The 22,190-nt window shown below is 45.5% G+C and carries 19 protein-coding genes; 4 read left to right on the top strand and 15 right to left on the bottom strand.

Features of this window, described 5'->3' with window-relative positions; translation table 11 throughout:
• The first annotated feature begins 189 nt into the window (after positions 1 to 189).
• On the top strand, positions 190 to 714 hold the full coding sequence (locus ACKU35_RS08770) for a C40 family peptidase (protein ID WP_319765077.1): 525 nt from the start codon (positions 190 to 192) through the stop codon (positions 712 to 714).
• A 23-nt stretch (positions 715 to 737) separates the two neighbouring features.
• Here ACKU35_RS08770 and ACKU35_RS08765 read toward each other — a convergent pair whose 3' ends face one another.
• From ACKU35_RS08765 to ACKU35_RS08695, 15 genes are all read right to left on the bottom strand, one after another.
• Complete coding sequence (locus ACKU35_RS08765; protein WP_319765076.1) at positions 738 to 1,811, bottom strand: tetratricopeptide repeat protein; 1,074 nt, start codon at positions 1,809 to 1,811, stop codon at positions 738 to 740.
• 162 nt (positions 1,812 to 1,973) lie between these two features.
• Positions 1,974 to 3,275, bottom strand: coding sequence for a hypothetical protein (locus ACKU35_RS08760; RefSeq protein ID WP_319765074.1), 1,302 nt, complete (start codon positions 3,273 to 3,275; stop codon positions 1,974 to 1,976).
• 38 nt (positions 3,276 to 3,313) lie between these two features.
• Positions 3,314 to 4,252, bottom strand: a complete 939-nt coding sequence (locus ACKU35_RS08755) for a hypothetical protein (protein ID WP_319765072.1) — start codon at positions 4,250 to 4,252, stop codon at positions 3,314 to 3,316.
• A gap of 283 nt (positions 4,253 to 4,535) precedes the next feature.
• Positions 4,536 to 6,599, bottom strand: a complete 2,064-nt coding sequence (locus tag ACKU35_RS08750; RefSeq protein WP_319765070.1) for an AsmA family protein — start codon at positions 6,597 to 6,599, stop codon at positions 4,536 to 4,538.
• Between the two features lie 168 nt (positions 6,600 to 6,767).
• Positions 6,768 to 7,118, bottom strand: a complete 351-nt coding sequence (locus ACKU35_RS08745; RefSeq protein WP_319765068.1) for a DUF805 domain-containing protein — start codon at positions 7,116 to 7,118, stop codon at positions 6,768 to 6,770.
• Positions 7,119 to 7,246: 128 nt separating this feature from the next.
• A complete protein-coding gene (locus ACKU35_RS08740; protein WP_319765067.1) occupies positions 7,247 to 7,627 on the bottom strand; it encodes a septal ring lytic transglycosylase RlpA family protein in 381 nt (126 codons plus the stop codon).
• 78 nt (positions 7,628 to 7,705) lie between these two features.
• Positions 7,706 to 8,071, bottom strand: a complete 366-nt coding sequence (locus ACKU35_RS08735; RefSeq protein ID WP_319765065.1) for a hypothetical protein — start codon at positions 8,069 to 8,071, stop codon at positions 7,706 to 7,708.
• Positions 8,072 to 8,662: 591 nt separating this feature from the next.
• A complete protein-coding gene (gene hydF / locus ACKU35_RS08730; RefSeq protein WP_319765063.1) occupies positions 8,663 to 9,865 on the bottom strand; it encodes a [FeFe] hydrogenase H-cluster maturation GTPase HydF in 1,203 nt (400 codons plus the stop codon).
• A complete protein-coding gene (gene hydE, locus ACKU35_RS08725) occupies positions 9,855 to 10,862 on the bottom strand; it encodes a [FeFe] hydrogenase H-cluster radical SAM maturase HydE (RefSeq protein WP_319765061.1) in 1,008 nt (335 codons plus the stop codon). The genes hydF and hydE overlap by 11 nt, the downstream gene beginning before the upstream one ends.
• Complete coding sequence (locus tag ACKU35_RS08720) at positions 10,843 to 11,448, bottom strand: hypothetical protein (RefSeq protein ID WP_319765059.1); 606 nt, start codon at positions 11,446 to 11,448, stop codon at positions 10,843 to 10,845. The genes hydE and ACKU35_RS08720 overlap by 20 nt, the downstream gene beginning before the upstream one ends.
• On the bottom strand, positions 11,445 to 12,884 hold the full coding sequence (locus tag ACKU35_RS08715) for an aspartate ammonia-lyase (RefSeq protein ID WP_319765057.1): 1,440 nt from the start codon (positions 12,882 to 12,884) through the stop codon (positions 11,445 to 11,447). Before ACKU35_RS08715 ends, ACKU35_RS08720 begins: the two co-directional genes overlap by 4 nt.
• A gap of 18 nt (positions 12,885 to 12,902) precedes the next feature.
• Complete coding sequence (hydG, locus tag ACKU35_RS08710; RefSeq protein WP_319765055.1) at positions 12,903 to 14,327, bottom strand: [FeFe] hydrogenase H-cluster radical SAM maturase HydG; 1,425 nt, start codon at positions 14,325 to 14,327, stop codon at positions 12,903 to 12,905.
• 14 nt (positions 14,328 to 14,341) lie between these two features.
• Entirely contained in the window at positions 14,342 to 14,584 is a 243-nt protein-coding gene (locus tag ACKU35_RS08705) for a TM1266 family iron-only hydrogenase system putative regulator (RefSeq protein WP_163352432.1), read from the bottom strand.
• A gap of 214 nt (positions 14,585 to 14,798) precedes the next feature.
• A complete protein-coding gene (locus ACKU35_RS08700) occupies positions 14,799 to 15,137 on the bottom strand; it encodes an iron hydrogenase small subunit (protein WP_319765052.1) in 339 nt (112 codons plus the stop codon).
• A 12-nt stretch (positions 15,138 to 15,149) separates the two neighbouring features.
• The gene (locus ACKU35_RS08695) at positions 15,150 to 16,406 is read right to left on the bottom strand and encodes a [FeFe] hydrogenase, group A (RefSeq protein ID WP_319765367.1); all 1,257 of its coding nucleotides are present in this window, start codon (positions 16,404 to 16,406) and stop codon (positions 15,150 to 15,152) included.
• A 413-nt stretch (positions 16,407 to 16,819) separates the two neighbouring features.
• Between ACKU35_RS08695 and ACKU35_RS08690 the strand changes: the two genes are divergently transcribed.
• The 3 genes from ACKU35_RS08690 (at position 16,820) to ACKU35_RS08680 (ending at position 22,128) form a co-directional block, all read left to right on the top strand.
• Positions 16,820 to 19,066: an ATP-binding protein gene (locus tag ACKU35_RS08690; protein WP_319765051.1), complete on the top strand. Its 2,247-nt coding sequence runs from the start codon at positions 16,820 to 16,822 to the stop codon at positions 19,064 to 19,066.
• Between the two features lie 115 nt (positions 19,067 to 19,181).
• Entirely contained in the window at positions 19,182 to 20,174 is a 993-nt protein-coding gene (locus tag ACKU35_RS08685; protein WP_319765049.1) for a DUF3089 domain-containing protein, read from the top strand.
• A 160-nt stretch (positions 20,175 to 20,334) separates the two neighbouring features.
• Complete coding sequence (locus ACKU35_RS08680) at positions 20,335 to 22,128, top strand: diguanylate cyclase (RefSeq protein ID WP_319765047.1); 1,794 nt, start codon at positions 20,335 to 20,337, stop codon at positions 22,126 to 22,128.
• Positions 22,129 to 22,190: the final 62 nt, after the last annotated feature.

The following is a 22,190-nucleotide window of genomic DNA, read 5'->3' as shown; positions in this document are numbered from 1 at the left end:
AAAGACTGAATCGGGGAACAACATTTCTTATACACGCGACCTTACAAACGCTTAGCTTAACTGGCAACTTCTATAAAAAATAGGATTTAGTCCGTACTTTGGCGGACAGACACGTCCATACTTCTATGTTATTTTTCCATTCTGCTTTGATAAACTTATAACCCTTAAGTCCTTTTTGGAGATTTTGTAGTGAAACTCCCACTAGTGTTTATGCTTCTACTGCTTGTAGTAAGTGGTTGCGCCACCACCTCTGCTCCGTCGCCCAAACGTCAGGCATATGGATCGACAAAAATCGTTTCAGCAACCAGAACAGAAAGGGAAAGCAAAGTCACTCAGATATCAAAAGGCTCCAGTATCGTCAGCACAGCCAGATCCCTTCTTGGTATACCCTACAAATGGGGAGGATGTTCTCCTCAAACCGGCTTCGACTGTTCGGGTTTCGTCTGGTACGTGTTCAATCAGTACGGAATCAATCTGCCGCGCTCCTCATCGCAATTATTGTCTGTAGGCAGCTCTGCTGATAAATCCTCAATCCGTCCCGGCGACATTCTTATTTACAAGGTAAGCAAGAAGGGTAAATCCCTTCACGCCGCTATTGCAACAGGAAGCGGCACCTTTGTTCATTCACCCAGTTCGGGTAAAACAGTAAGTGAAGTGTCGATGTCGGGACCATATTGGCGTAGACGTCTTATAGCAGTAAGACGAGTTCTTTAGACAACCGGACACGATCTGATTCCTCAATTTTCCATACCGTCAATCTTTTTCTTGATTTCAGAAATATCTTGCTGCAATTGGGCCGCTTCGGGATATTTTTTTACCATTTCCTTTGCGAGTGATAAGGAGGAGTTATACTCTTGTAAAGCTCTTCCGGTTTTGCCATCAGCTTCAAGAATTACTCCTATTTTGTAATGTGTGACGACAAGATCACGCCGTAAATCATAATCATCAGGAACGGATTTAACCAACTGTTTTTCGATATCCAGAACCCGCTCGTAGGCGGCGGTTGCATCTTCGAATTGTCCCAACTGTGCATGTGATTTACCAAGATTTCTGAATACAGACGACAATTCCCATTGATATTGAATATTTGTAGGGGCGTCATGCAGCAACGGATTGAGTAGATCAAGGCTTACGTTAAAAATCGCAATGGAGTCGGCCCACTGACCGACCAAATCATATTGCTCTCCAAGAAGTTTGTAGCTGAAATAAAGAGCTTCATTTCCTTTGTTTGTGTCCAGTGCGCGTACAGAATTACGTGCTGCCATTTCATGACCGCGGGCGGTTTCGGCTTTGTCAGTCAGCCCAAGCTTATTCAGCAGACATCCATCTCTGTACCAGAGAAGACACAGGTTCCGGTGGGCATCTATATTTTTAGGGGAAACAGCGAATACTTTTTCACAATATGCAATACCCTGTTCATACGCTGTAGCGGCTTTCTGCGCCTTGCCCAGCCAGACATACAAATCCCCAAGCTTCAACTTTACCACGACAATGCTCTGCAGCAACCACACATTGTCAGGATCATTATTATGAAGTCCTTCCAATATTCGGATGCATCTTACGTACGCGAAATGAGCCTTAACACCTTTATTCATGCGAACATAAAGATCGCCGAGCCGCTCATTGATTACGGCCAGATTTTGCTGCGCCTTAAGATCTGAAGGATTATCGTCTGCACGGGATTGGAAAATTTTTTCCGCAGTAGTGTAGTTCACATAGGCCGTATCCACATCGCCGTTCGCAAAAGCTTTATTAGCATTACGGCTTAATTCAACAGCCTGATCTATGGGATTTTGTGTAGAATCGGCCAAGCTGGTTGTCACCATGCAGGAGAATAAAAACAACAGAAGAACCAAAAATTTAAATGCGCCCTGCCACACACTAACCCGACTCACACATACGCTGATAGCAGGCTTGCTATCGTACATCGCAATAGACTTCAAAATAGTTACTCCTGATGATTGTTGATTCTATTAATTGTAGAGATTGCGAAGCGGCAATATTCCTGCCTCTCGGGCTCCGTTTATACTGATGTAGGTAACAGCCGAGGGGTTATCTTCATATTCATTGATTGTTTTGATGCCGGAATCCTGAGCCTGATCAAGGTCTGCACATGACAGCAGAGTGGTTTCGATGGGTATAACCGGAGCGTCTTTTTCCGGGGAACTGGAAACTCCAACCATCATATGATCCGGCAGGAGAATCAGATAGGCATCCAAGCCGATCTTTCTAAAAATAGAGGCAAGCAGCACAGATCCGTCTGCACAGTTTGCCTGTGCTCCACGTGTAGAGTCTCCTACAAGGCGGACATGCTGCGCCGCAACCACATCAGACTCTACAGACGTAGTCGAGATGGAACTGTACCTGAACCCTTTGTCCTTCAGAACTCTCCAGATAGCTTCCATTTGGAGAGCTACGTCCATCTCGTCTCCCTGATAACCTATAAATGCGTCAACATACCCTTTGCGTAGAGCCTCACTGAGTATTTCATCGATGATAGGATCGCCTTCATTCACGTAGGCTGCAAACATCTCTGACCAATCCTCAAAGTTTTTGCCTTCGCCGGTATATAGTCCAAAGAAACAGTCGTTTACTGAACGGACAATAACGGTCTGCGTATGCTCGCCGACTTCTTGCCCATTGACGAACACTTTTGCGGTGACGTCCTCAGGATAAGGCTGGCGAATAGAGAGTAGTTTTTCATATTCGTAGCGTAGATGCGGACTTATTTCATATACTGTATCTGCATCGGGAAGAGTTACGGTCATCTTAGAGGGGCGAATGAGTTTGGTGCTCGTTATTTCTACAGTTACCCTGTCTCCGGGACTTACTGCACGAATGAAAACCGAAGCCATTGCTAATGGTGAACCGAATGTATTTTCCTTACGGGTGACCCCGATGTTTTCGGGATCAAGAGTGGAGAGCGCAATAATGGCCGCAGGGAAAATCTGATCATCAAGACCAAAAGAAAGAGCCCAATCTCCAGGATCAAAGCCGGGATTTTCCTCACTGGCTTCAGGTTGGTTTTCAGTTATGGCATCAGTTTCTACCGTGCTGTTATGCTCCTGCGGTGCAGAGGAAGCGGTCTCTCCAACGGAATTTGTAAGGTTGATATCATCTGTTTTTCCTTGGTTGCTGACATCCCAACCCGCCATAGCCTCACTGGAAATAAACAGCAGCACCGTGATTAATACAGTCCATATCGTTTTATTGATTCGGCGATTATAATTTAGGACTTTGTCCGACTGTCGAAGGTTATTGAAGAGAAATCTCATTTAACACTCCATCAATTAAAATCATGCCCATGTGCGATCTAATCATCTGCCAGCGTAACGACTGTTTCTACCTTGTCTCTTTGCGCTTGACGGGCGACCATCACAGCCATTCCTGCCATAAGCGGCAAGTATTCGGGGGCGCTGACGGATATCACGAAGTTATCAAAAATTACGTTGCCTAAATCAATATTCAGCTTTCTGGCAACGGTCCCGATTTGCTTACCATCCAGCTTAACCTGATAGTTGGAACCAAGGGTTGCGTTCATACTGCGCAACTCCAACCGACCGAGAGCAGTGTCGCCGACAAAATGGACATGATGAAAAATAAACCGTTTCTTGAGCCGGCCTATCAGCTGCCCTTTTTCAAAGAGATCGTACGTGGGCATGAAATGAAAAATTCGCTTGGTCAAACTGAATAGTTCTTCTTCGCTGCCGGGCTTTGTGATGGAAAAAGTTTTACAGGGAACCAGTGCTTTTACTTCCAGCATTTCATTTTCATCTACATCGAACAGGGTAAATTCCTGTCCTTTCCAGCTGAAATCTTCATCAAAAATATAAATTTTTTCATCCTGTTCAATACCGAGCGAGGTTATATCTGCTTCTCCTGTATTTACAAATTCCTGAACTCGTTTCGCCAATTCAGGGAGAATACAAGCACTGACAAATGAATAACGGATGACGTCTTCCAAGGTTTCAGGTTCCGGCTGGGGATTTAACCTCCATTCATCTTCTTCGCCAAATCTTATAAATGAGGGTCTGTCGCTGAAGGCTACGTTGATGCTCCCTTTTCCAAACGTATCGATGTAAATATACTCGCCATACGCGCTGGGGCCAAAGATAATCACCTTGTTTCTGATACTTTTTATTTTGCCGATCCAAGGTTTGCCAAGGACTGTCTCCAGCCCTTCAAAGGCGTTAAAAACAGCTTCCAGCCCGACTTCTTTCGGGTTGGTGACCATTTTAACAGTATCGTTCATAGAGTTATAAATGCTTGCGCAGGCAAACTGCAGACAGGTAAAAGATGCAATGAGTAGAAGAGTTGCATATGTAGTGTACAGAGTCATCTCTGAGTCTGTATCGACAATAAATGCAAGATAGAAATAGTAACAACTGAAAATAAATGACCCAAAGGTGGCGGCCCACAACAATATTTTAATTAATATGGATTTTAATAAATGCATGGCTTGTTAGCTGTTTGCAGCAGGTTTAATTGTCTTTTTTGAATTTTTAATGTTTTCCGATGATGATTACATGCTGTAATCAAAACAAATCCCCAAACAAATCATCACTATCGTCATCATAATCATCTGAAGCATCAGTTCCGGCTTCGTCTGCGTGTGAATCATCTTTGTCCATATCCCCCAACAGCGAATCGGCAAGTGTATCCAGTCCGAGACTGATACCGGCAGTCACCAGTAACTTGGTCATTGCATCCTCATCCAGACCGATAGAAGGATCATTGAGTTTTCCCTTCACACGCAGAGGCAGAGGAATGTCCTTGACGGTATCCAGAATTTCGCCCTCAAGCCCGTCAAGAGAACCGACAACGGTAACCATTGCCTTATAATCAATTCTGCCATCAGGCAGATCTGCCCAACCTGCACCAGTGGATTCCACCAGTTGGGAATCAAACAACAAATCATTGTTAATGATATGCCCGTTCTTCAGTGTCGCTGAAGCTTCAAGGCTGGAAAAATTGAAATTGCCTGTCTCGTCTCCTTCTTCATCAGCCCCCATAATTTTGTTCCAGCTGTCACGGATCATCTTGGCAACATCGACACCTAGAACCGCCCCTTCAGTAACAGCAAAGGCAGCAGTACCGCTCACGGTTTTCTTAACTCCATCAGGTGTTAATCCCGATCCTGAAAGGTTATATTCAACTAAAGCGGTGCCGCTTATTAGATCCTTTCCAAGCAGGTCATGCAGTAAAGACCGGGTATCAAGTTTCTGCAATTTACCGCTTCCACTCCAACGGGGAATTTCGCCATTTGCATCAAGCCGGGTTTGTGCCTCAAATTGTCCGTCATAGAGATTAAAGGAGGGATTCACAGCAAGCACGCCATCATGAGCATCGACATCGATCAGAATGTCTGTGGCTTGTACTTTCTGCACCTTGAAACTGCCGATTTTCAACCGGGCATCAAGAATCAGATTACGAAGTGCATCCAGATTCGGTTCCTTCACAGGTTGGGCGGAATCAGGGGCTGCAGTTTCCTGTTCAGGCTTGTTTTCTGATTCCGATTTAGCTTGCGAAGGCAGGTAACGGTCGGCATCAAAGGCATCAACCATAGCATTTATGGAGATCTGAGGTGCGGCGTAATTTACAACTTTCGCTTCGGCAGTGAGCGTACTGTCGTCGAGCTTGACTGTGAGGGATTTCAATTCAGCGGAATTATCGGTTCCATCAAACTGCATTTCAGCCGAAAATCGCTTCAATGCATCGGAATCCGACATTTCGGGTATTTTTGCTCCAAACTTCGTTATCAATTCGCGCAGGGATGTTTCCGCCAGCTGCATGCTTCCGGAAAAAGTGGGAGGGACGCTCTGAGCTTCGGCATGCACCTGTCCTGTAAGACGCAGGTCAAGAACTGACAGGGCAAGGTTATCAAAGGCAACTGTTTTGGCTGCAGGGTTTAATTGAATATTTCCTGTTAGGTGCGGCTGGAGTGTCATGCTCGGCTGATCCAATTTGAATTCAAATCCGAGTTCGAAGGGAAAACTTGAATTTCCCTGAATCGCTCCTAATTTCAGGTTGAGATTGCCGATGGATGTCTTGGAATCATTCTGTAAATCCGTGTAAAGCAAATTGGCATCGGTAATCTCGATCCCCTGAACGGAAATATCTTCAAAGTTCAAAACGCTGCTACCGTTTTCAGAATCAAAGGGAAGATCGGCAGAAGCAGTCTCCACCTCTTTACTGTCCCCAGCCATATCATCCCAATTGGCGATGCCCTGAGAATTTTTGACAAGGTGCAAAGAAAGTCCATCCAGTATTACTTTGCCGACAGCCACTTTACCGGACAGGAGCGGTATCAAACGCAGAGAAACTTCCGCATTATTTATGCGGGCCATATCAAGGTCAGGAAATCCCGGAGCATTACCCAAAGCTACGGCTCCGATTTTAAAACCGATATACGGATAAAAATTCAGCTCGATGTCTCCCTCAAAAGTTAACTTACGTTCGGTCTTTTCCCGGACCAGTTGAACTATTTCATCCTTGTACTCATTGGGATCAACTACGACCGTGATCAGTAAGATGGCAGCGAACGAAAGGAGCACGACAGCGGCACAAGCACCCAGTATGATTTTAACGATTTTATTCATTGCTCGGTATTCCTTCTTGCATTGAAATGAAAGGAGCCCTAATCGAAATGACCGGTTCCATCGGTAAATAGCGTCAGTACTTTCCTCAATATCTGTTTTGTTGATGGATCTAAAAGCCTAGCTGTTAATAATGATTGTCGTGGCACCATTGGGTCCCATTAAACAGAATTAACAAGCCTGTTGTTTTTTGCTTGGACAAACATACCAATAGAGCAGCAGCAATGCTCCAATTACGGTAAATGTAAGCAGGAACCACCATCCGGAACGCCCGACATCATGCAGGCGCCGAACGCTGACAGCCATAGTAGGAACAACGGTGATGAAAACGACTATATTTGAGGCGAGCAATGACCGGGTCAGGGGATCGGTGCTGCCGGAAATAGCTGTATCGATGGTGTAGGCAATCATGGAAAGAATCCATGTAAAGAGCACCCAGTACCAAAACTCAGGCCTACCGGCACTACCCTTAAATGTAGCATATTTCCGTATGCATGTTTTAACAGCTTCCATAAATTCCATTTTATAAATCTCCTTGGATTTAAGTCCCTACTTATAAAAAATAAAAAACTATGTCTGTCCGCCAAAGTGCGGACAGGCATAGCTTTGCCACCCACTCTGCTATAATAATTAAATTTTAAACGAGAGCGTTAATCAATAATCTCAACGGTAACAAAAAGGATTCCTGCAGCCGTGTTGCCAATAGAACTGAAAGCAGCGCGAGAAAGATCAATAACGCGACCTTTCGTGAATGGACCGCGATCATTTATTCGCACGATGACGCTTTTCCCATTTGCTATGTTTGTTACCCGTACCCGTGTACCAAAAGGTAATTTCCGGTGTGCGCCTGTCATAGCCTTTTTATCGTATGGTTCACCGCTGGCCGTCGATCTTCCTTGAAATTTATCTGCGTAGTATGACGCTTTCCCTGACTGTTTATAGCTCGCAGTTTCTTTTACCTGTACCGGAGCTGAAGTGCAGCCGAAACAGATCAGGCTCAACACGACAAAAAATGCTGGTAATATTCTCATTATATTATCCTGAATAAGATCTTCGCCTGTATGCGGAATAGGAGGTTCTTCCTACTATACCTCCTTAGCGAGTAATTGTTATTCGTTGAGGGAGTCTCGAAGGATTTCGTTAACTTCCGAAAGATTTGCTTCGAATTCCTGTTTTTCACCGGTTTTTGTGTCCACAAACACCCATTGAATTCTGCCCTGACCGTCTCCGATTTCTTGGCAGGTAAATGTAAGTCCGACCATGTCTTCACCTTGGGCATCGTTGGAAATAGTGATGTGATAGCAGGAGTTGTTGTCGCACATACCACCTAAGTAGTAGTTGCCGAAATTAGGATCTTGCGTGGGGGTACTGATCCAGAGTCCTTCCTTTCCCTGACACAGACTGTTGGCTTGGGCTATAGAAACAAAGAGTGTACATAACAGTATAGCCGAAAATATTGTTGTAAAAAATTTCATCATATCTCCTTACTGCAATTCAAGGTTATGACTCCGCCACTCCAAGTCCTGTTAATTGGTTATGAGGCTTTTCTCAAAAGACACCTTTATCTTCCAGTGGCTTTATAAATGATTAATAGATTATAATTCTAATCCTGTCTGTCCGCCAAAAGACTTACATTTCAAACATATTCACTACACTTCCCTGACGCCATGTGTCTAAGGCATGCGGCACCGGCTATCGATATTTCTAAGCACCCGGCCTCGATCAAACATTTTTAAGTTTAATGATACAATTGTGACATCTTTTGTTGACTCGTAACACGATGTTGTTTACAACAGATTTTAGAAAAACGGCCCAAGTCTGAGAAGCAGCTACTGCTCAGCGCGCTTTTCAACTTCTTGAATCAATCCAAGAAGATCTACCTCCACCCTCGGGCGAAAAGTTTTTCGAATCCCACGGCGACTCGGACGTAACTAACCCTGATTCGACCGCGGGCCTGATAGCACCTATCACAGCTGTCAGGTCCGCGGGGATGCCGAAAACAAAAAAAGGCCAGAGTTCATCTCAAACATGGAGACGGACTCTGGCCTTAATTTATAGTAGAATTACTACATACGAAAAGGACTGATAACCCGGTCAAGCACTCCCTGGACTTTCGATATCGCCACACCGTAATTGGTAACCGGAACTCCGCTGCGTTGACATTCCTTGATGCGACGCAGCATCTCACTGCGGTTTAGCATACAAGCACCACAATGGATTACCAGTTTGAAACGCTCCAAATCTTCCGGGAAATCATGCCCGGAATACATAACAAAATTGATATCCTTTCCGGTATACTGGCGAATCCAGCGAGGAATCTTAACCTTGCCAATATCATCGGCAACAGGATGATGTGAGCAGGCTTCTCCCATCAAAACGGTATCCCCATCCTGCAAGGAATCAATAGCTTCTGCCCCTTGTACAAGACTGGGTAAATCCCCTTTGTAGCGTGCAAAAAGTGTGGAAAAAGTAGTCAGAGGGATATCATCAGGAACATCCCCGGCAACGCTCATTACAACCTGTGAATCCGTTATGACCAAAGCCGGATTGCGCTTCAAGGACGACAATGTTTCCTCAATCTCGCGCTCTTTCACAGTTACCCCTACAGCATCGCAATCAAGAATCTCACGCAAAACCTGCACCTGCGGAAGGATCAGCCTTCCTTTGGGGGCGGCAAGATCAATGGGAACCACGCAGACGACCCAATCACCTTCACCGAACAGGTCCCCGGCGAGGACTGGGTCGCGCTTCATTTCCTCCGGGGCCAGCGTGATGATTGCTTCCTTGAGTTCCTCGATGGAACAGGCTTCCAACACTGAGGTTTTATAGTATGGAATACCACGCTGACGGCAGTAATCCATATCAGCCTCAAACGGTTCGCAAAGATCGTTTTTATTAAAAGCCACCAGATACGGAATATCCAATTCAGTAAGCCTGTTGATCAACTCCAGCTCATAATTGGTCATCCCCCCTTCTCCCACGACAATCAGCGCGAGGTCAGTGCGCATCATAACCTTATTGGTGGATTTTATGCGTAATTCACCGACTTCTCCGGCATCATCAAGACCGGCCGTATCATAAAAGGTGACCGGCCCGAGAGGGAGCAACTCATAATGCTTTGCCACCGGATCAGTGGTCGTTCCGGGCTGGTCTGAAACAATCGCAACATCCTGCCCGGCAATTGCATTTATCAATGAGGATTTGCCGGCATTGCGTTTGCCGACAAGAGTTATCACCAACCGCACACCGCGCGGAGCCTTATTGGACATTATTCATTCTCCTTGAAGAACCTTTGGAAGCTGAAGGAATAAAATCCAGTGCGCGCACTAATTCTTCAGCTCGGGAAATAGTATCGACAACATCAACGGAAACAGAATTCTTGCCGGGATAAATATTATAATCTTTGCGCTGCCCGACAGGCGTGACCGACGGCATGATGACGTTACACCCTCGCTGCAAACCTTTTTTTCTGCCCTCTGAATCAAATGAATCAAGAGCTGAGGTCGCAGGAATATTGGAAAAAGGATTGAGCAAACGGGCCAAAGCTGTAAACCTGAAAGATATATCAATATCACCGGTTACGGCAGGGGAATAAGGCGTATCGGGATGCGGGATAAACGGTCCTGCCGCGATCATATCAAGCTCAAGATTGCTAAGAAAAAGCAGATCATCCGCCAGCTGCTCCACGGTATAGTCAGGCAAACCCACAATGATACCGGACCCTACTTCATAACCGATCTCCTGCAAGGACCTCAGCAACTCCATACGCTCATGAAAATTTTCACCACACCTGATTTTTTCATAAATATCAGCATCTGTGGTTTCAAGCTTGAGCAGACACCGATCAGCCCCGCAATTGAACCATTGCTTATACTCAGCAGCACTGCGGTCCCCCAGTGAAAGAGTCACCGCCACATCATGGGATTCCTTAATCCTTGAAATGATGTCCGCAATCTGAGCAGGCGAATAACTGAAATCATCCCCGGATTGCAGAACAATGGTACGCGCGCCGGCTTCAGCTGCCATACAGGCGGATTCAATAATTTCGTCGATGCCCATCCGGTAACGGCTTACCTTTGAATTTGGAGCGCGCAACCCGCAATAGTTACATTTTTTATTGCAGACATTAGAAAACTCGACAATGGCCCGTAAATATACTTCCTGACCAAAAGAAGACTGCCGCAGATTATCGGCAGTGGAATATAATTCATCATCATTCCCGCCATTAAGGTAATAAATGATGCCATCACGCCCAAGCACAGCCATCCTCCACTCCTTCAGCCGCGCCGCCGCACTTCATTGCCCTTGAGCACTCGCTTACCAGCCTGAACGCGGCAATTTCGTCAGCATTAACACCATGCGGAACCCTTCCTGATTCCGCCCAATTAAAAAGAGCTTCCACATCAGCATGCACGCATCCCCAGAAACCTTCGGGAGCATGAAAACTGGCGTGGGCATACTGACCGAAACAAATGGTATCATCCACAATAACCAAAGGCAGACAGGGCAGATTACAGGCTAGGTAAACATTAACCTTATCGGGATAACGCATAGAAAGTTCCTGCAAAAACGAACTTGAATAATCAAGCTCATCCGCAACAGACTGCCGGGAAATCCCAAAACGCAGAGCACTTAGAAACGGATCAGACCATATCTTTTCGCATGTAGGTTGTAAGGCAATTACATCAAGACGGCTGAAACCGGTTCGAGACAGTGCCTTTTCCAATCCCTGAATATGAACTTCCGATTTTGAAAATGGACCGTAAACCGCTGCGTGGAGAACAATTCTCCGCTGTGCCTCGGCAAACATATGTGGGATATTCAAATCTCCGACACCGCTCACAAGCTTCATTTTCTTATTCCCCCCTTCACTTCATCCAGTGTAAATCCCTGCTTGCAAAGCCGTTGTGGCGATAGAAGTTCTTCAACTTCATCAGCTCCGGCAACACCCTGAAAAATCATTTCATCACGCAGGGTTCGCCCGGATTTCCGGCAACTATCAACCAGCTTCTCCACAAAATCATAACCATGAACCGGAACTAAAACAGTTGCCAGAGCATAGCTCGACTCAACATGCATCCTGCAGCGCTCCTTATCCGGGGAAATTCCCTGCACACAATTGCGGGAAAAACTCCGAGTCACATTTACCAGCAGGCTCAAGGAATTAAGAAGATTGTGCGCCAGAAGTGGCATAAACTGATTTAGCTCCAGTTGGGCCATGGACGCAGCAAGGGTTAAGGTCTGATCATTCCCCATCACCTGCAGGGTCACCTGCACTACAGATTCTGGTATAACCGGGTTGATCTTTCCGGCCATAATGGACGAACCGCATTGACGTGCGGGCAATTTGATCTCTCCAAGGCCGGTGGCTGGTCCGCTGCTTAGCAATCGCAAATCATTTGAAATCTTCATCAGATTTGTTGCATAGGACTTGAGCATTCCGGATACCTCTACAAAAGAATCCGAATTCTGAGTGGCATCGACAAGATTCTCCGCCCTTGAAACAGGCAAGCCGCAAATATTTTTCAATTCCCCAGCGACCTGAAGAATATAGTCACGCGGAGCACCAAGCCCTGTTCCAACGGCAGTTCCACCGAGATTAACCTTTTTAATCCTTTCACGGCACTTGAAGATACGCCAGCGATCACGGGCCACCGCATCTGAAAAAGCCCCGAAGGTCATCCCCATTGTCATGGGAACACCGTCCATCAGTTGCGTCCGTCCCACTTTTACAACCTGCGAGAATTCAGACTCTTTGCGCTGTAATTCTTCCTGAAGTTTTGAAACTTCTTTTTCCAGATCAACAAGCAGCGCGAGAGCCGCAACCTTTAAAGCCGTGGGATAAACATCATTGGTGGATTGATGCATGTTTACATGATCCACGGGATGAACCAGCCCGTACTCACCATGCCTCCCTCCCAATATTTCAATCGCCCTGTTGGCTATAACTTCGTTGAAATTCATATTGGTGGAAGTTCCAGCACCACCCTGATACGGATCGACCACTATACTGCTGCTTAATTTTCCGGAGGAAACATCTTTGCATGCCGTTAGAACCGCCTTTCCGATCCTTTGATCCAGAAAGCCTAATTTCATATTCACGGCAGCGCAGGCTTCTTTTACCTGCCCGAATGCGCGGATAAACCGTTCATGAATTCTGCAATCCGAGAGCGGGAAATTAAGCATAGCCCGCCGGGTATGGATGCCGTAATAAGCTTCCGCCGGGATCTCCATTTCACCCAGCGCGTCCTTCTCTAAACGGAAAGCACATTTTCCGGATTCAGACATGTTTCCTCCGGAAATTAATTACAGGTACAGATCCCGCTCGCCTTTTTCCATACGGGAAAGACGATCAGTCAGCAGTTTACGGCGTTCAGGGTCAGCGTAGTTTTCAATTTCATTCCTGATCAATTCTTCACCGACTTTCCTGGTCTCTTCGGAAGCGTAGTCCTCAAGATATTCCTTAAAAGTCAGCAAGCCGTTGGGCAGGCAGAATTTCTGGATAAATCCGGTTTTAGCCAATTCCATAAAATGCTCCCCGGTACGTCCAAGACGATAACAGGCGGTACACCATGAAGGCACATAACCATGATCACCGACGATGGAACGAATGGTTTCATCCAATGAACGATTATCACCGATACAGAACTGCTGTACCTCGGGGCGGTCATATTCAGGATCGCTGTAGGCACCGGGATAAGTGCGTGATCCACCTGAAATCTGAGAAACACCGACTTCGAGCAATTCTTTACGGGTCTCTTTATTTTCTCTGGTGGACAGTATGAGACCGGTATACGGCACTGCCAGACGCAGAACAGCTACAATTTTCTTGAAATCATGAGGAGAAGACTGGAAAGGAGGATTCAATGCCAGATCAGAATTCTGCGCAGGCTCAATGCGGGGAAAAGAAAGAGTATGCGGACCAACCCCGCAATCCTTTTCCAGCTGTTTGGCATGGTAAAGAAGGCCCATAACCTCGAAGATCGGGTCAAAAAGACCGAAAAGCGCACCCATACCCACATCATCAATACCGGCCTCCATAGCTCTGTGCATGGCATAAAGACGCCAGTTGTAATCTGTTTTACGTCCTGCGAGATGATATTTCTTGTATGTTTCCTGATGGTAGGTTTCGTGGAAACACTGGTAGGTACCGATACCCACATCATGCAGTTTCCTGAATCCTTCTACATCCAGCGGGGCACAGTTGATATTGACCCTGCGAATTTCGCCGCTCTTGCGTGAAGTTACGGAGTAGACTTCTCTGACTGTCTGGGCAATCCAATCGGCATTATATTTGGGATGCTCACCGTAAACCAGAAGGAGGCGTTTATGGCCAAGATTTTCAAGGACTTCGACTTCTTTATGAATTTCTTCGGCACTGAGGGTACGGCGTTCAAGATCTTCATTAGTAGCGTTGAATCCGCAATATGCACACTGGTTGGCACATTCGTTACTGACATAAAGAGGTGCAAAAAGGACCAGCCTGTTACCATAGATCCCTTTCTTTACCTCAATGGCGGCTTCAAAAATTTCATTATCAAGCTCCTTGTCCTCATTCTTCAGCAAAACCGCTGCCTCAAAGGGAGTTAGACCTTTTCTCTCTTTGGCTTTTACTATTATGTCGCGGACAAGGGCCGGTTCCGGATTGGTGGCTTTTTCCATTTCCGACCAAATTAGCTCTTCATCAATAAATGACTCAAGATCAGTTCCGAGGGTGGTATTTTTATTCATGACAGTCTCCTTTCCTACACGAGTAATGATTTGACTTTTACGCCTTGAAGCATGCCCAGTTGCCCGGTCAATGCCCCGACCTCGTCCGTGGTTGCCTCGATGATTATTCCGATGACATTCACGCCCTTTTCGCGGAAAGGAAGACCCATGCGCCCTACAATAATTTCACCGTGCTCACTTAGTGTCCGGTTTACTTTTGGCGCTGATTTATATCTGTCTTTAATGGTTATTCCTATAATTCCTAAACGCTTATCCATTTAAAAATGCTCCGCAATGATCGAAGTAAAGAAGCGGCTGAGAGCTTCCGGAGCTTGCCGGGAAAACCCTGCAGGAAGTCAGGACTAACCCTTTTCCTCGGTAATTTGCCGGTAAGAAAGACACAGGCTATTTTACAAAAACAGCCTCCAATGCTCGCGTCTACCCTTGGGCCAGATGAATCCTCACCTCAGGTTAACGCTTTTTTGTAATATTCTAAAGATTCAGATTAACACCCTTGTCTTTCAGGGCCTCAATCTTACTGCTGCGATCATAATAATGAGTATGCAGAAGATGGTGGGATTCATGTCCGCAAGGACCATCATGCAGGAAACCTGTTTTAGGATCGTAAAGTTTTACGATCATAGGGTTATCCTGAGATTTTCTGTACTTGTAGATATTCTTGTTGGCATCAGCCGCATAAACAGAGTTCTGACGGCGGGCAACAAAGTCCATGACCTCCGCTACTGCCTCTTTGGCGACATTTACGCCCAGAACCGCATACCCGGCCACCGCACCTGCGGCCTTGATGAAACTGCGTCTGCTTAATTTCATACCAGTTCCTCCTTATGCCTTGATTTTGCGGGCTCTGAACCGCTTATTGATCTGGGCCACGGTTGACCTGAACAGGGAAGCCCTAATTTCAGGATCAAGCGGCTGTCCGCCACCGTTAACGCAACCGCCGGGACAGGTCATAATCTCAATAAAATGATAAGGAGATTTTCCCGCGCGAACTTCGTCGCACAGCTTGGCCGCATTGCCGAGTCCGCTGGCAACCGCCACTTTTACAGTCCCAAAGTTTGGAACTTCAACATCGGCAGTGTTGATGCCTTCATGGGTACGTACAACTTTGATATCGGGGTTGGCAAGCTTGGTACCGGAAAGTACTTCGTAAGCGAGCCTTAAAGCCGCTTCCATTACCCCGCCGCTGTTACCGAAAATGGTAGCCGCGCCTGTGGATTCACCGAGGACCGGATCAGGATCTTCGTCAGGCAGGTTATTGAAATCAATTCCTGCGGACTTAATCATATAAGCCAGTTCACGGGTGTTTATGGTCGCATCGATATCACGATCAAACCCTGCGTCATCCAACTCACTGCGCACACCTTCGTACTTTTTGGCGATACAGGGCATAATGGAAACAGTGTAAATCTTTTTACCGTCTGTCTTTGTTTCCTTGGCGCCGTATGTCTTAGCCAAAGGACCAAGCATACCGATAGGTGATTTGCAGGTGGAGAGGTTGGGAATAAGATCAGGATAAAAGGTTTCGGCAAACTTCACCCAGCCCGGACAGCAGGAAGTGAACTGCGGCAAGGGCATTGCGTCCTTGCTTCCCTGACTCTTGACCCTGTTCAGAAGCTCGGTGCCTTCTTCCATGATGGTTACGTCAGCAGTGAATTCGTTATCCCAGATGTAATCGAATCCAAGCTTACGCAAAGCAGCGTGCATTTTACCGCCGACATATGTGCCGGTGGGAGCACCGAAACATTCACCAAGACCGTAACGAACAGCCGGAGCAGGCATGGATACAACAATAGTATCCGGATCCTTGAGTTTAGCTGCAAGCTCATCCACGAAAGAAACTCCCTCGTAGATTGCGCCATAAGGACAGTTGGTAAGGCACTGGCCGCAATTCATACAGGCAGCGGGATCAACAACCTGATGAATCCCGTCACTGTTAATTTCCTGAATAGCTCCGCTTGCGCAATGCTCTTCACAAGCCCCGCAGGCTTCACACTTGGATTCATCAACCCTGATAAACCTGATAGTGCCTGCATCTACCCCGACAGGAGGAGCGTAAAGACTATACTCAACCCCCTCCATTCGTTTGGCATTTACATTCGCAGCAGGCTGAACCGCTGCAGCCCCGGCGGGCGGGGACTTAGGCGCGCATCCCGACATGAATGGCCTCCTTTGTTAAAATTAGTTAACAAAACATCAAACACATCAAATACAAATATTGAAAAAGTAACACTAGAAATGCACTAATACACATCCAATATCCATGTCAACAAATCATCCCAAAGCTAACTCTTCCGATAATAATTCTGAATGACGCGTAAAAACAATAAATTAGCCCTGCAGAACTTACGATTATCTAACGGGGAAAATTAAAACCAACTCGTTTCCGTTATTAATTGCAGCTAAAAAATCAATATGGTAATAATTAAGTTGGAAATAGACCTTTGTGAAGTTCCATTCTGCGAATTTGGAAGATGTAGTACAAGGGGATGTGAATGCTATTTTTTATAGGTACGATTCGAAAAAAAATTATGTTTCTAGTTGCCTTGGCAACGATTCCGGTTTTGCTGGCCTTGTTACTGCATGAAATGGAGCAAAGGCGGGAAGATATACGTATGGCAGAACGGGATGTGCGGACATTTCTCCATGGCTTCAGTGAAGTCCAGCGCACCATTAGCAGTTCTACCAAGGCCGTACTTCAGACAGTTGCCGCCCTGCCAGATATCAAACACAAAGATGCGGAAAAATCTGCTATCATCCTAAAAACTCTGCTCAAGGCAAACCCCATCTTCACCAACGTTTTTCTGCTGAACATTGACGGAACGGTAGTTGCTCAGGGCAAAGGCAAAGACAAAGGGTTCAACTTTTCAGATAGGAAACAATTTAAAGACGCACTTTCGTCAGGCAAATTCGCCGCAGGTGAATTCATAATAGGCCGGGAGACTAAAATTTCAGCATTTCCTTTCGGCATACCTGTATTTGATGACAATGGCGAAGCTAACGGAGCTATCATCGTTGGAACAAATCTCAATCATTACAAAGATTTGTTTAATAATTCGGGACTTGAAACAGACGCTTTTTTCGGGATGTGCGACTATCAGGGGAGACGTCTTTTCCGGATTCCAATCTCCAAGAACATGGCCTTAGGACTTCCTATCAAGGATAAAATTTTTAACGCAGCCCACAATACTGATGCTCCGGGCATGGTGGAAGCGTTTACCTCTGACTATATTACTCGCATTGTTGCTTTTGAACCTATCCGTTTGGCTCCGGATACTCCACCATACATGTATATGTTTTTAGGGTTTAACAAAAAATTTGTTGTCTCCGAAGCGAATGAGGCAATGCTTAAAGGAGCAATTCTGGGTATTCTTTCACTATGTTTCGCTCTCGCAGTGACCTGGTTCCTAGGCTACACTACTATAGTATCAAGAATCAAAAAATTGACTCAAGCGACAACCTTATTTGGTCATGGAGATAAAAATGTCAGCAGCGGAGTTGACTATTCAGATGGAGAAATAGGCCAATTAGGACAGGCTTTCGACAACATGGCAGAGCTACTTCACAAAAGAGAAACGGAAGTACGAGCACTGCAAAACTATCTCTCAAATATTGTCGATTCCATGCCGTCAAATATAATTGGTGTTACTGCTGAAGGTGTTATTACTCAATGGAACATCCAGTGTGAAATTGATTTCGGACTTGCTAAGAGTGAAGTTCTAGGAAAAAGGATTGAAGATATTTCTCCGCGCCTTGCTGCTGAAATGAAGAATGTCCGCACAGCAATAAATTCACGAACCGTGCAGAGTACCCCTAAATATATGCGAAGGGAAAACGAGAAAATAATTTATGAAGAAATTACGGTCTACCCGTTGATTGCAGACGGAGTTCAAGGAGCAGTTATCCGCATTGATAATATTACCAGCCGCGTAAACCTTGAAGAGATGCTTGTGCAATCAGAAAAGATGATGTCTTTGGGCGGACTTGCTGCCGGGATGGCTCATGAAATCAATAATCCATTGGCCGGCATTTTATCAAGCGTATATAATATAGACAATCGTTTGTTCAGCGCGATGGATTCCAACAAGCGCATAGCCCGTGAATGTGGTGTTGAGCTTGAGCAGGTGCAGGAATACCTTAAAAAAAGGAAAGTTCCCAGAATGCTCAAAATAATTGAGGAAAGCGGCAACCGGGCGGCAAAGATTGTAAACAATATGCTTAGCTTCAGCCGCAAGAGCGAAAAGAAGATGGAAAGAATTGATCTGGCAACTCTTATCGACAATACCATTGAGCTGGCAGCTAATGACTATGACCTAAAAAAACTTTATGACTTCAAGAAGATAAAGATAGTTAGAGAATATGACAAAGACCTGCCTTTAGTCATGTGTGAAAGCAATGAAATGCAGCAGGTTCTTCTGAACCTTTTTAAAAACGGTGCCGAAGCAATGATTGAAAAAGACTACGGAGAGGATAAGTCCACTTTTTATTGCCGAGCATATAAACAAGACAATCTAGTCGTTATTGAAATTGAAGATAATGGTCCCGGTATGGATGAACAGACCAAATCAAGAATCTTTGAACCTTTTTACACAACCAAACCTGTGGATAAAGGAACCGGACTTGGTCTATCCGTCTCATATTTTATAATAACTGAACAACATAAAGGGAATATGTTTGTTGAGTCTGCTGTTGGAGAAGGGACTAAATTTAAAATCGAAATACCCATAGAAAAGGAAGATTAGCTTAGGACCATGAACTATGCACAATTCGCCCTTCTTCTCAAGACAGCGTTACATATTTATTTGCAACACCGAAAGACTCTGATATGAGAGAACTAAATTTCTTTAGGAGGAATCAATGCGAATATTACTCACCACCTGCGTATTAATTTTACTTTCCGCTACAGCAGCCTATGCCGCTGATAATGCGAAGTCCTGCGATATTCCCGCATGTCCCGACTACTCAAAAACCATAAGCTGGGCATCCAGACCGACCAATCCTGATAAGCCGGTTGACGTATTCTATGTATACCCGACAATCTATCCCGGAACCTGCCCGAAAAATATGGACGTGTTCAATAAAGAACTGCGTTCCGATGTTCAGGGGCTGCTAAAGGCTCAAGCCGGTGTATACTCAGCTTCCGCCAACCTCTTCGCCCCGTATTACCGTCAGGTCTCATTTGCCTGCCTTGATCCTAACGAAGATATGACTCTGAACAGCTACTTTCGTATCGGAGCGGACGACGTTCACCGGGCTTTCGATTATTACCTTTCATTCCTCAACAAGGGCCGCCCTTTCATTCTGGCTTCACACAGTCAGGGATCAGTGGTCATGCTCGACCTGTTACGGAGCAGGTTCCATGACAAAAAGCTGCAAAAACAGCTGGTCGCTGCGTATGTCATCGGTTTTTCGATCACAGGCGAAGACCTGAAAAAATATCCTTGGATCAAGACCGCTCAAAAAGCTGACGATACCGGCGTGATCATTTCGTGGAACACTCAGGCTCCCGGAGCTACCGGTTCACCGGTGCTGCGTCCCGGCGCATTCTGCATAAATCCTCTGACATGGACGACTGATGAAACCCCGGCGGGCAAGGACCTCAACCTCGGCGCGGTATTTTTCGACGATTTCAAGGGAACCGTAAAACGCGAAGTACCGCACTACACTGGTGCGCAGGTAGATAGGAAGACAGGTGCTCTTGTTACTACCCCGCCGGAAAAACTGGAACTGGGCCATTTTCCAGCGGGAGTCCTGCACAAATTCGATTACGCTTTCTGGTACCGTAATCTTGAGAAAAATGTGCGTGACCGCATAAGCGCTTACCTGAAGAAACATGCCGCTACAAAATAGTTTTTTTTAGATTCATAAAAGCCCCCGAAACTTCGTTACGGGGGCTTTTTCACGTTTAATTTCCTAAGCGCATATTATATGTTATTAATTTAAAATATTTGAAAAAATGAATCACTGAATAAACAGAAATTATCCTGCTAACCGTAAGGGAGCATTTTTAATGAAGCATTTCTGCTTTGAATTTAACGAAGAGAAAGATCTTCAGGAAATTTTTCATAAAGTTGCCTCACACTCAGCAAGCAGGACTTTAATTCAAGTCTTCTGCGGACGCTCTAATCAAGATGAAATTAAAACTCTGCGTGCAAAACTGATACAAAATTTACCCGGAGTTGCGATTATCGGAGCCAGTTCAGCCGGAGAAATCATCAATACACAGGACATAATAGACTCCATTGTAATCAGCGTATCTCTTTTTGAGCAGACAGAAGTCAAAACAGTACTGATAGATCAAAACGAGGATCTCTCCGCAGCTGGTCTGAAAATGGGTGCCGAGCTGGCAAAGAATTCACCTAGGGCTGTCATTGCTTTCGGCTGTGGGATAAAAAACGGTAACTTCGTGAACAGCAATGATTTTCTACAAAGTCTTAACAACCAGCTGCACGATATAGTAATAGCAGGAGGTCAGTCAGGAGGAACAGACACTTTAGACAGTAACGTCTTCGTCTTCACAGAAAAAGGGTTCTCCAATGAGGGCTTTGCTGCTGCATCTCTGGCTAATCCCGAACTTTGCATCAATACGTTCTATGCTCTCGGATGGGCTCCGCTCGGCAAGAAAATGATGGTAACCCAAGCGCAAGGCAACAGCTTATACAGCTTAGATGACAAGCCGGTGGCTGAGATATACAAATATTACCTCGGTCTTGAATCCGAAAAATCATCACTATACCTCATCAATCATTTTCCGCTTATGATTGAAAGGGGGGATATCTGGTTTACCAATCCTATCGCAGAAATAAATAAAGACGGATCGTTTGAGCTCATACAAAAAGTACACACCGGAGAGCAGGTACGCTTCAGCTTTTACGATGCCAGCCTTTTAGAAGAAAATGCACTACACCTGAAACAAAAAATTGAGGGATATACTCCGGAAGCTGTATTTGTATACAGCTGTGCTTTCCGAAAAGAACTTTTAGGGAAAAACATTTCATTAGAGATGGAAGCCTTAAAAAGTTGTAAAAATTCAGCAGGATTTTTTACCTTCGGTGAATATTTCACAGCTCCAATGGAACCGACGCATTTCTTCCAGCAGACGATGACAGTTCTGGCTCTCTCGGAAAGCGACCGCTGCATCTCGGAAAATAATTTAGGACATCAGGACGAAATCGGCTACCAGGGGCTCGACCTGAGAAGATTTCAGCTGCATAAAGTTTTGGGACACCTCGTCGCAAGCACAACAGAAGAGCTCGAAGCCACCAATCAGACTCTGGCCGAATTGGCCAACAAAGACGCTCTTACAGGCCTTCACAATAGACGCCGCTTTGATGAAATGCTTCAACTTAGGCTGAAAGAACACACCCGTTCAGGTGTAGCCATAACACTGATCCTGATCGACGTAGACTATTTCAAAAAATTCAACGACATATATGGCCATGTTGTAGGAGATGATTGTTTAAGGGGAATAGCCCACGCTCTACAGGGAGAACTAAGACGCCCTTCCGATATGGCCTTCCGTTACGGGGGTGAAGAATTTGGAGCGATTCTGTCTTTCACAAACTATGAAGGAGCTCTGACTGTGGCGGAAAATATCAGGTCTCATGTGGAGAGTCTTGCTATTGCGCATGAAGGATCTGATATCAATGAATATGTGACTGTCAGCATCGGGGTTCTTACCTTGAGCGGAAATCATGAACTATCTCCGCTGGAGGTTGTAAGTACCTGCGACGAATTATTGTACAAAGCCAAAAATGGAGGAAGGAACCGCATCGCCGGCATGAAGCTCAACAGAAAAGGATAATAGTGCATAAGCCAAAACAGGCCGAACTCCACGAGTCCGGCCTGCCTTATAATCAGAGATGT

This window comes from Maridesulfovibrio sp. (assembly GCF_963676065.1).
GTDB lineage: Bacteria > Desulfobacterota > Desulfovibrionia > Desulfovibrionales > Desulfovibrionaceae > Maridesulfovibrio.
The sequence above is the reverse complement of the archived record's forward strand: the minus strand, read 5'-3'. Positions and strand labels throughout refer to the sequence as shown.

Bases quoted from the DNA above. Each gene is read 5' to 3' on its own strand.
- ACKU35_RS08755 (WP_319765072.1), bottom strand. From the start codon at position 4,252: ATGAACGATACTGTTAAAATGGTCACCAACCCGAAAGAAGTCGGGCTG.
- ACKU35_RS08735 (WP_319765065.1), bottom strand. From the start codon at position 8,071: ATGAAATTTTTTACAACAATATTTTCGGCTATACTGTTATGTACACTC.
- ACKU35_RS08740 (WP_319765067.1), bottom strand. From the start codon at position 7,627: ATGAGAATATTACCAGCATTTTTTGTCGTGTTGAGCCTGATCTGTTTC.
- ACKU35_RS08700 (WP_319765052.1), bottom strand. From the start codon at position 15,137: ATGAAATTAAGCAGACGCAGTTTCATCAAGGCCGCAGGTGCGGTGGCC.
- ACKU35_RS08720 (WP_319765059.1), bottom strand. From the start codon at position 11,448: ATGAAGCTTGTGAGCGGTGTCGGAGATTTGAATATCCCACATATGTTT.
- hydG (WP_319765055.1), bottom strand. From the start codon at position 14,327: ATGAATAAAAATACCACCCTCGGAACTGATCTTGAGTCATTTATTGAT.
- ACKU35_RS08750 (WP_319765070.1), bottom strand. From the start codon at position 6,599: ATGAATAAAATCGTTAAAATCATACTGGGTGCTTGTGCCGCTGTCGTG.
- ACKU35_RS08705 (WP_163352432.1), bottom strand. From the start codon at position 14,584: ATGGATAAGCGTTTAGGAATTATAGGAATAACCATTAAAGACAGATAT.
- hydF (WP_319765063.1), bottom strand. From the start codon at position 9,865: ATGTCCAATAAGGCTCCGCGCGGTGTGCGGTTGGTGATAACTCTTGTC.
- ACKU35_RS08715 (WP_319765057.1), bottom strand. From the start codon at position 12,884: ATGTCTGAATCCGGAAAATGTGCTTTCCGTTTAGAGAAGGACGCGCTG.
- ACKU35_RS08685 (WP_319765049.1), top strand. From the start codon at position 19,182: ATGCGAATATTACTCACCACCTGCGTATTAATTTTACTTTCCGCTACA.
- ACKU35_RS08695 (WP_319765367.1), bottom strand. From the start codon at position 16,406: ATGGAGGGGGTTGAGTATAGTCTTTACGCTCCTCCTGTCGGGGTAGAT.
- ACKU35_RS08745 (WP_319765068.1), bottom strand. From the start codon at position 7,118: ATGGAATTTATGGAAGCTGTTAAAACATGCATACGGAAATATGCTACA.
- ACKU35_RS08690 (WP_319765051.1), top strand. From the start codon at position 16,820: ATGCTATTTTTTATAGGTACGATTCGAAAAAAAATTATGTTTCTAGTT.
- hydE (WP_319765061.1), bottom strand. From the start codon at position 10,862: ATGGCTGTGCTTGGGCGTGATGGCATCATTTATTACCTTAATGGCGGG.
- ACKU35_RS08680 (WP_319765047.1), top strand. From the start codon at position 20,335: ATGAAGCATTTCTGCTTTGAATTTAACGAAGAGAAAGATCTTCAGGAA.
- ACKU35_RS08760 (WP_319765074.1), bottom strand. From the start codon at position 3,275: ATGAGATTTCTCTTCAATAACCTTCGACAGTCGGACAAAGTCCTAAAT.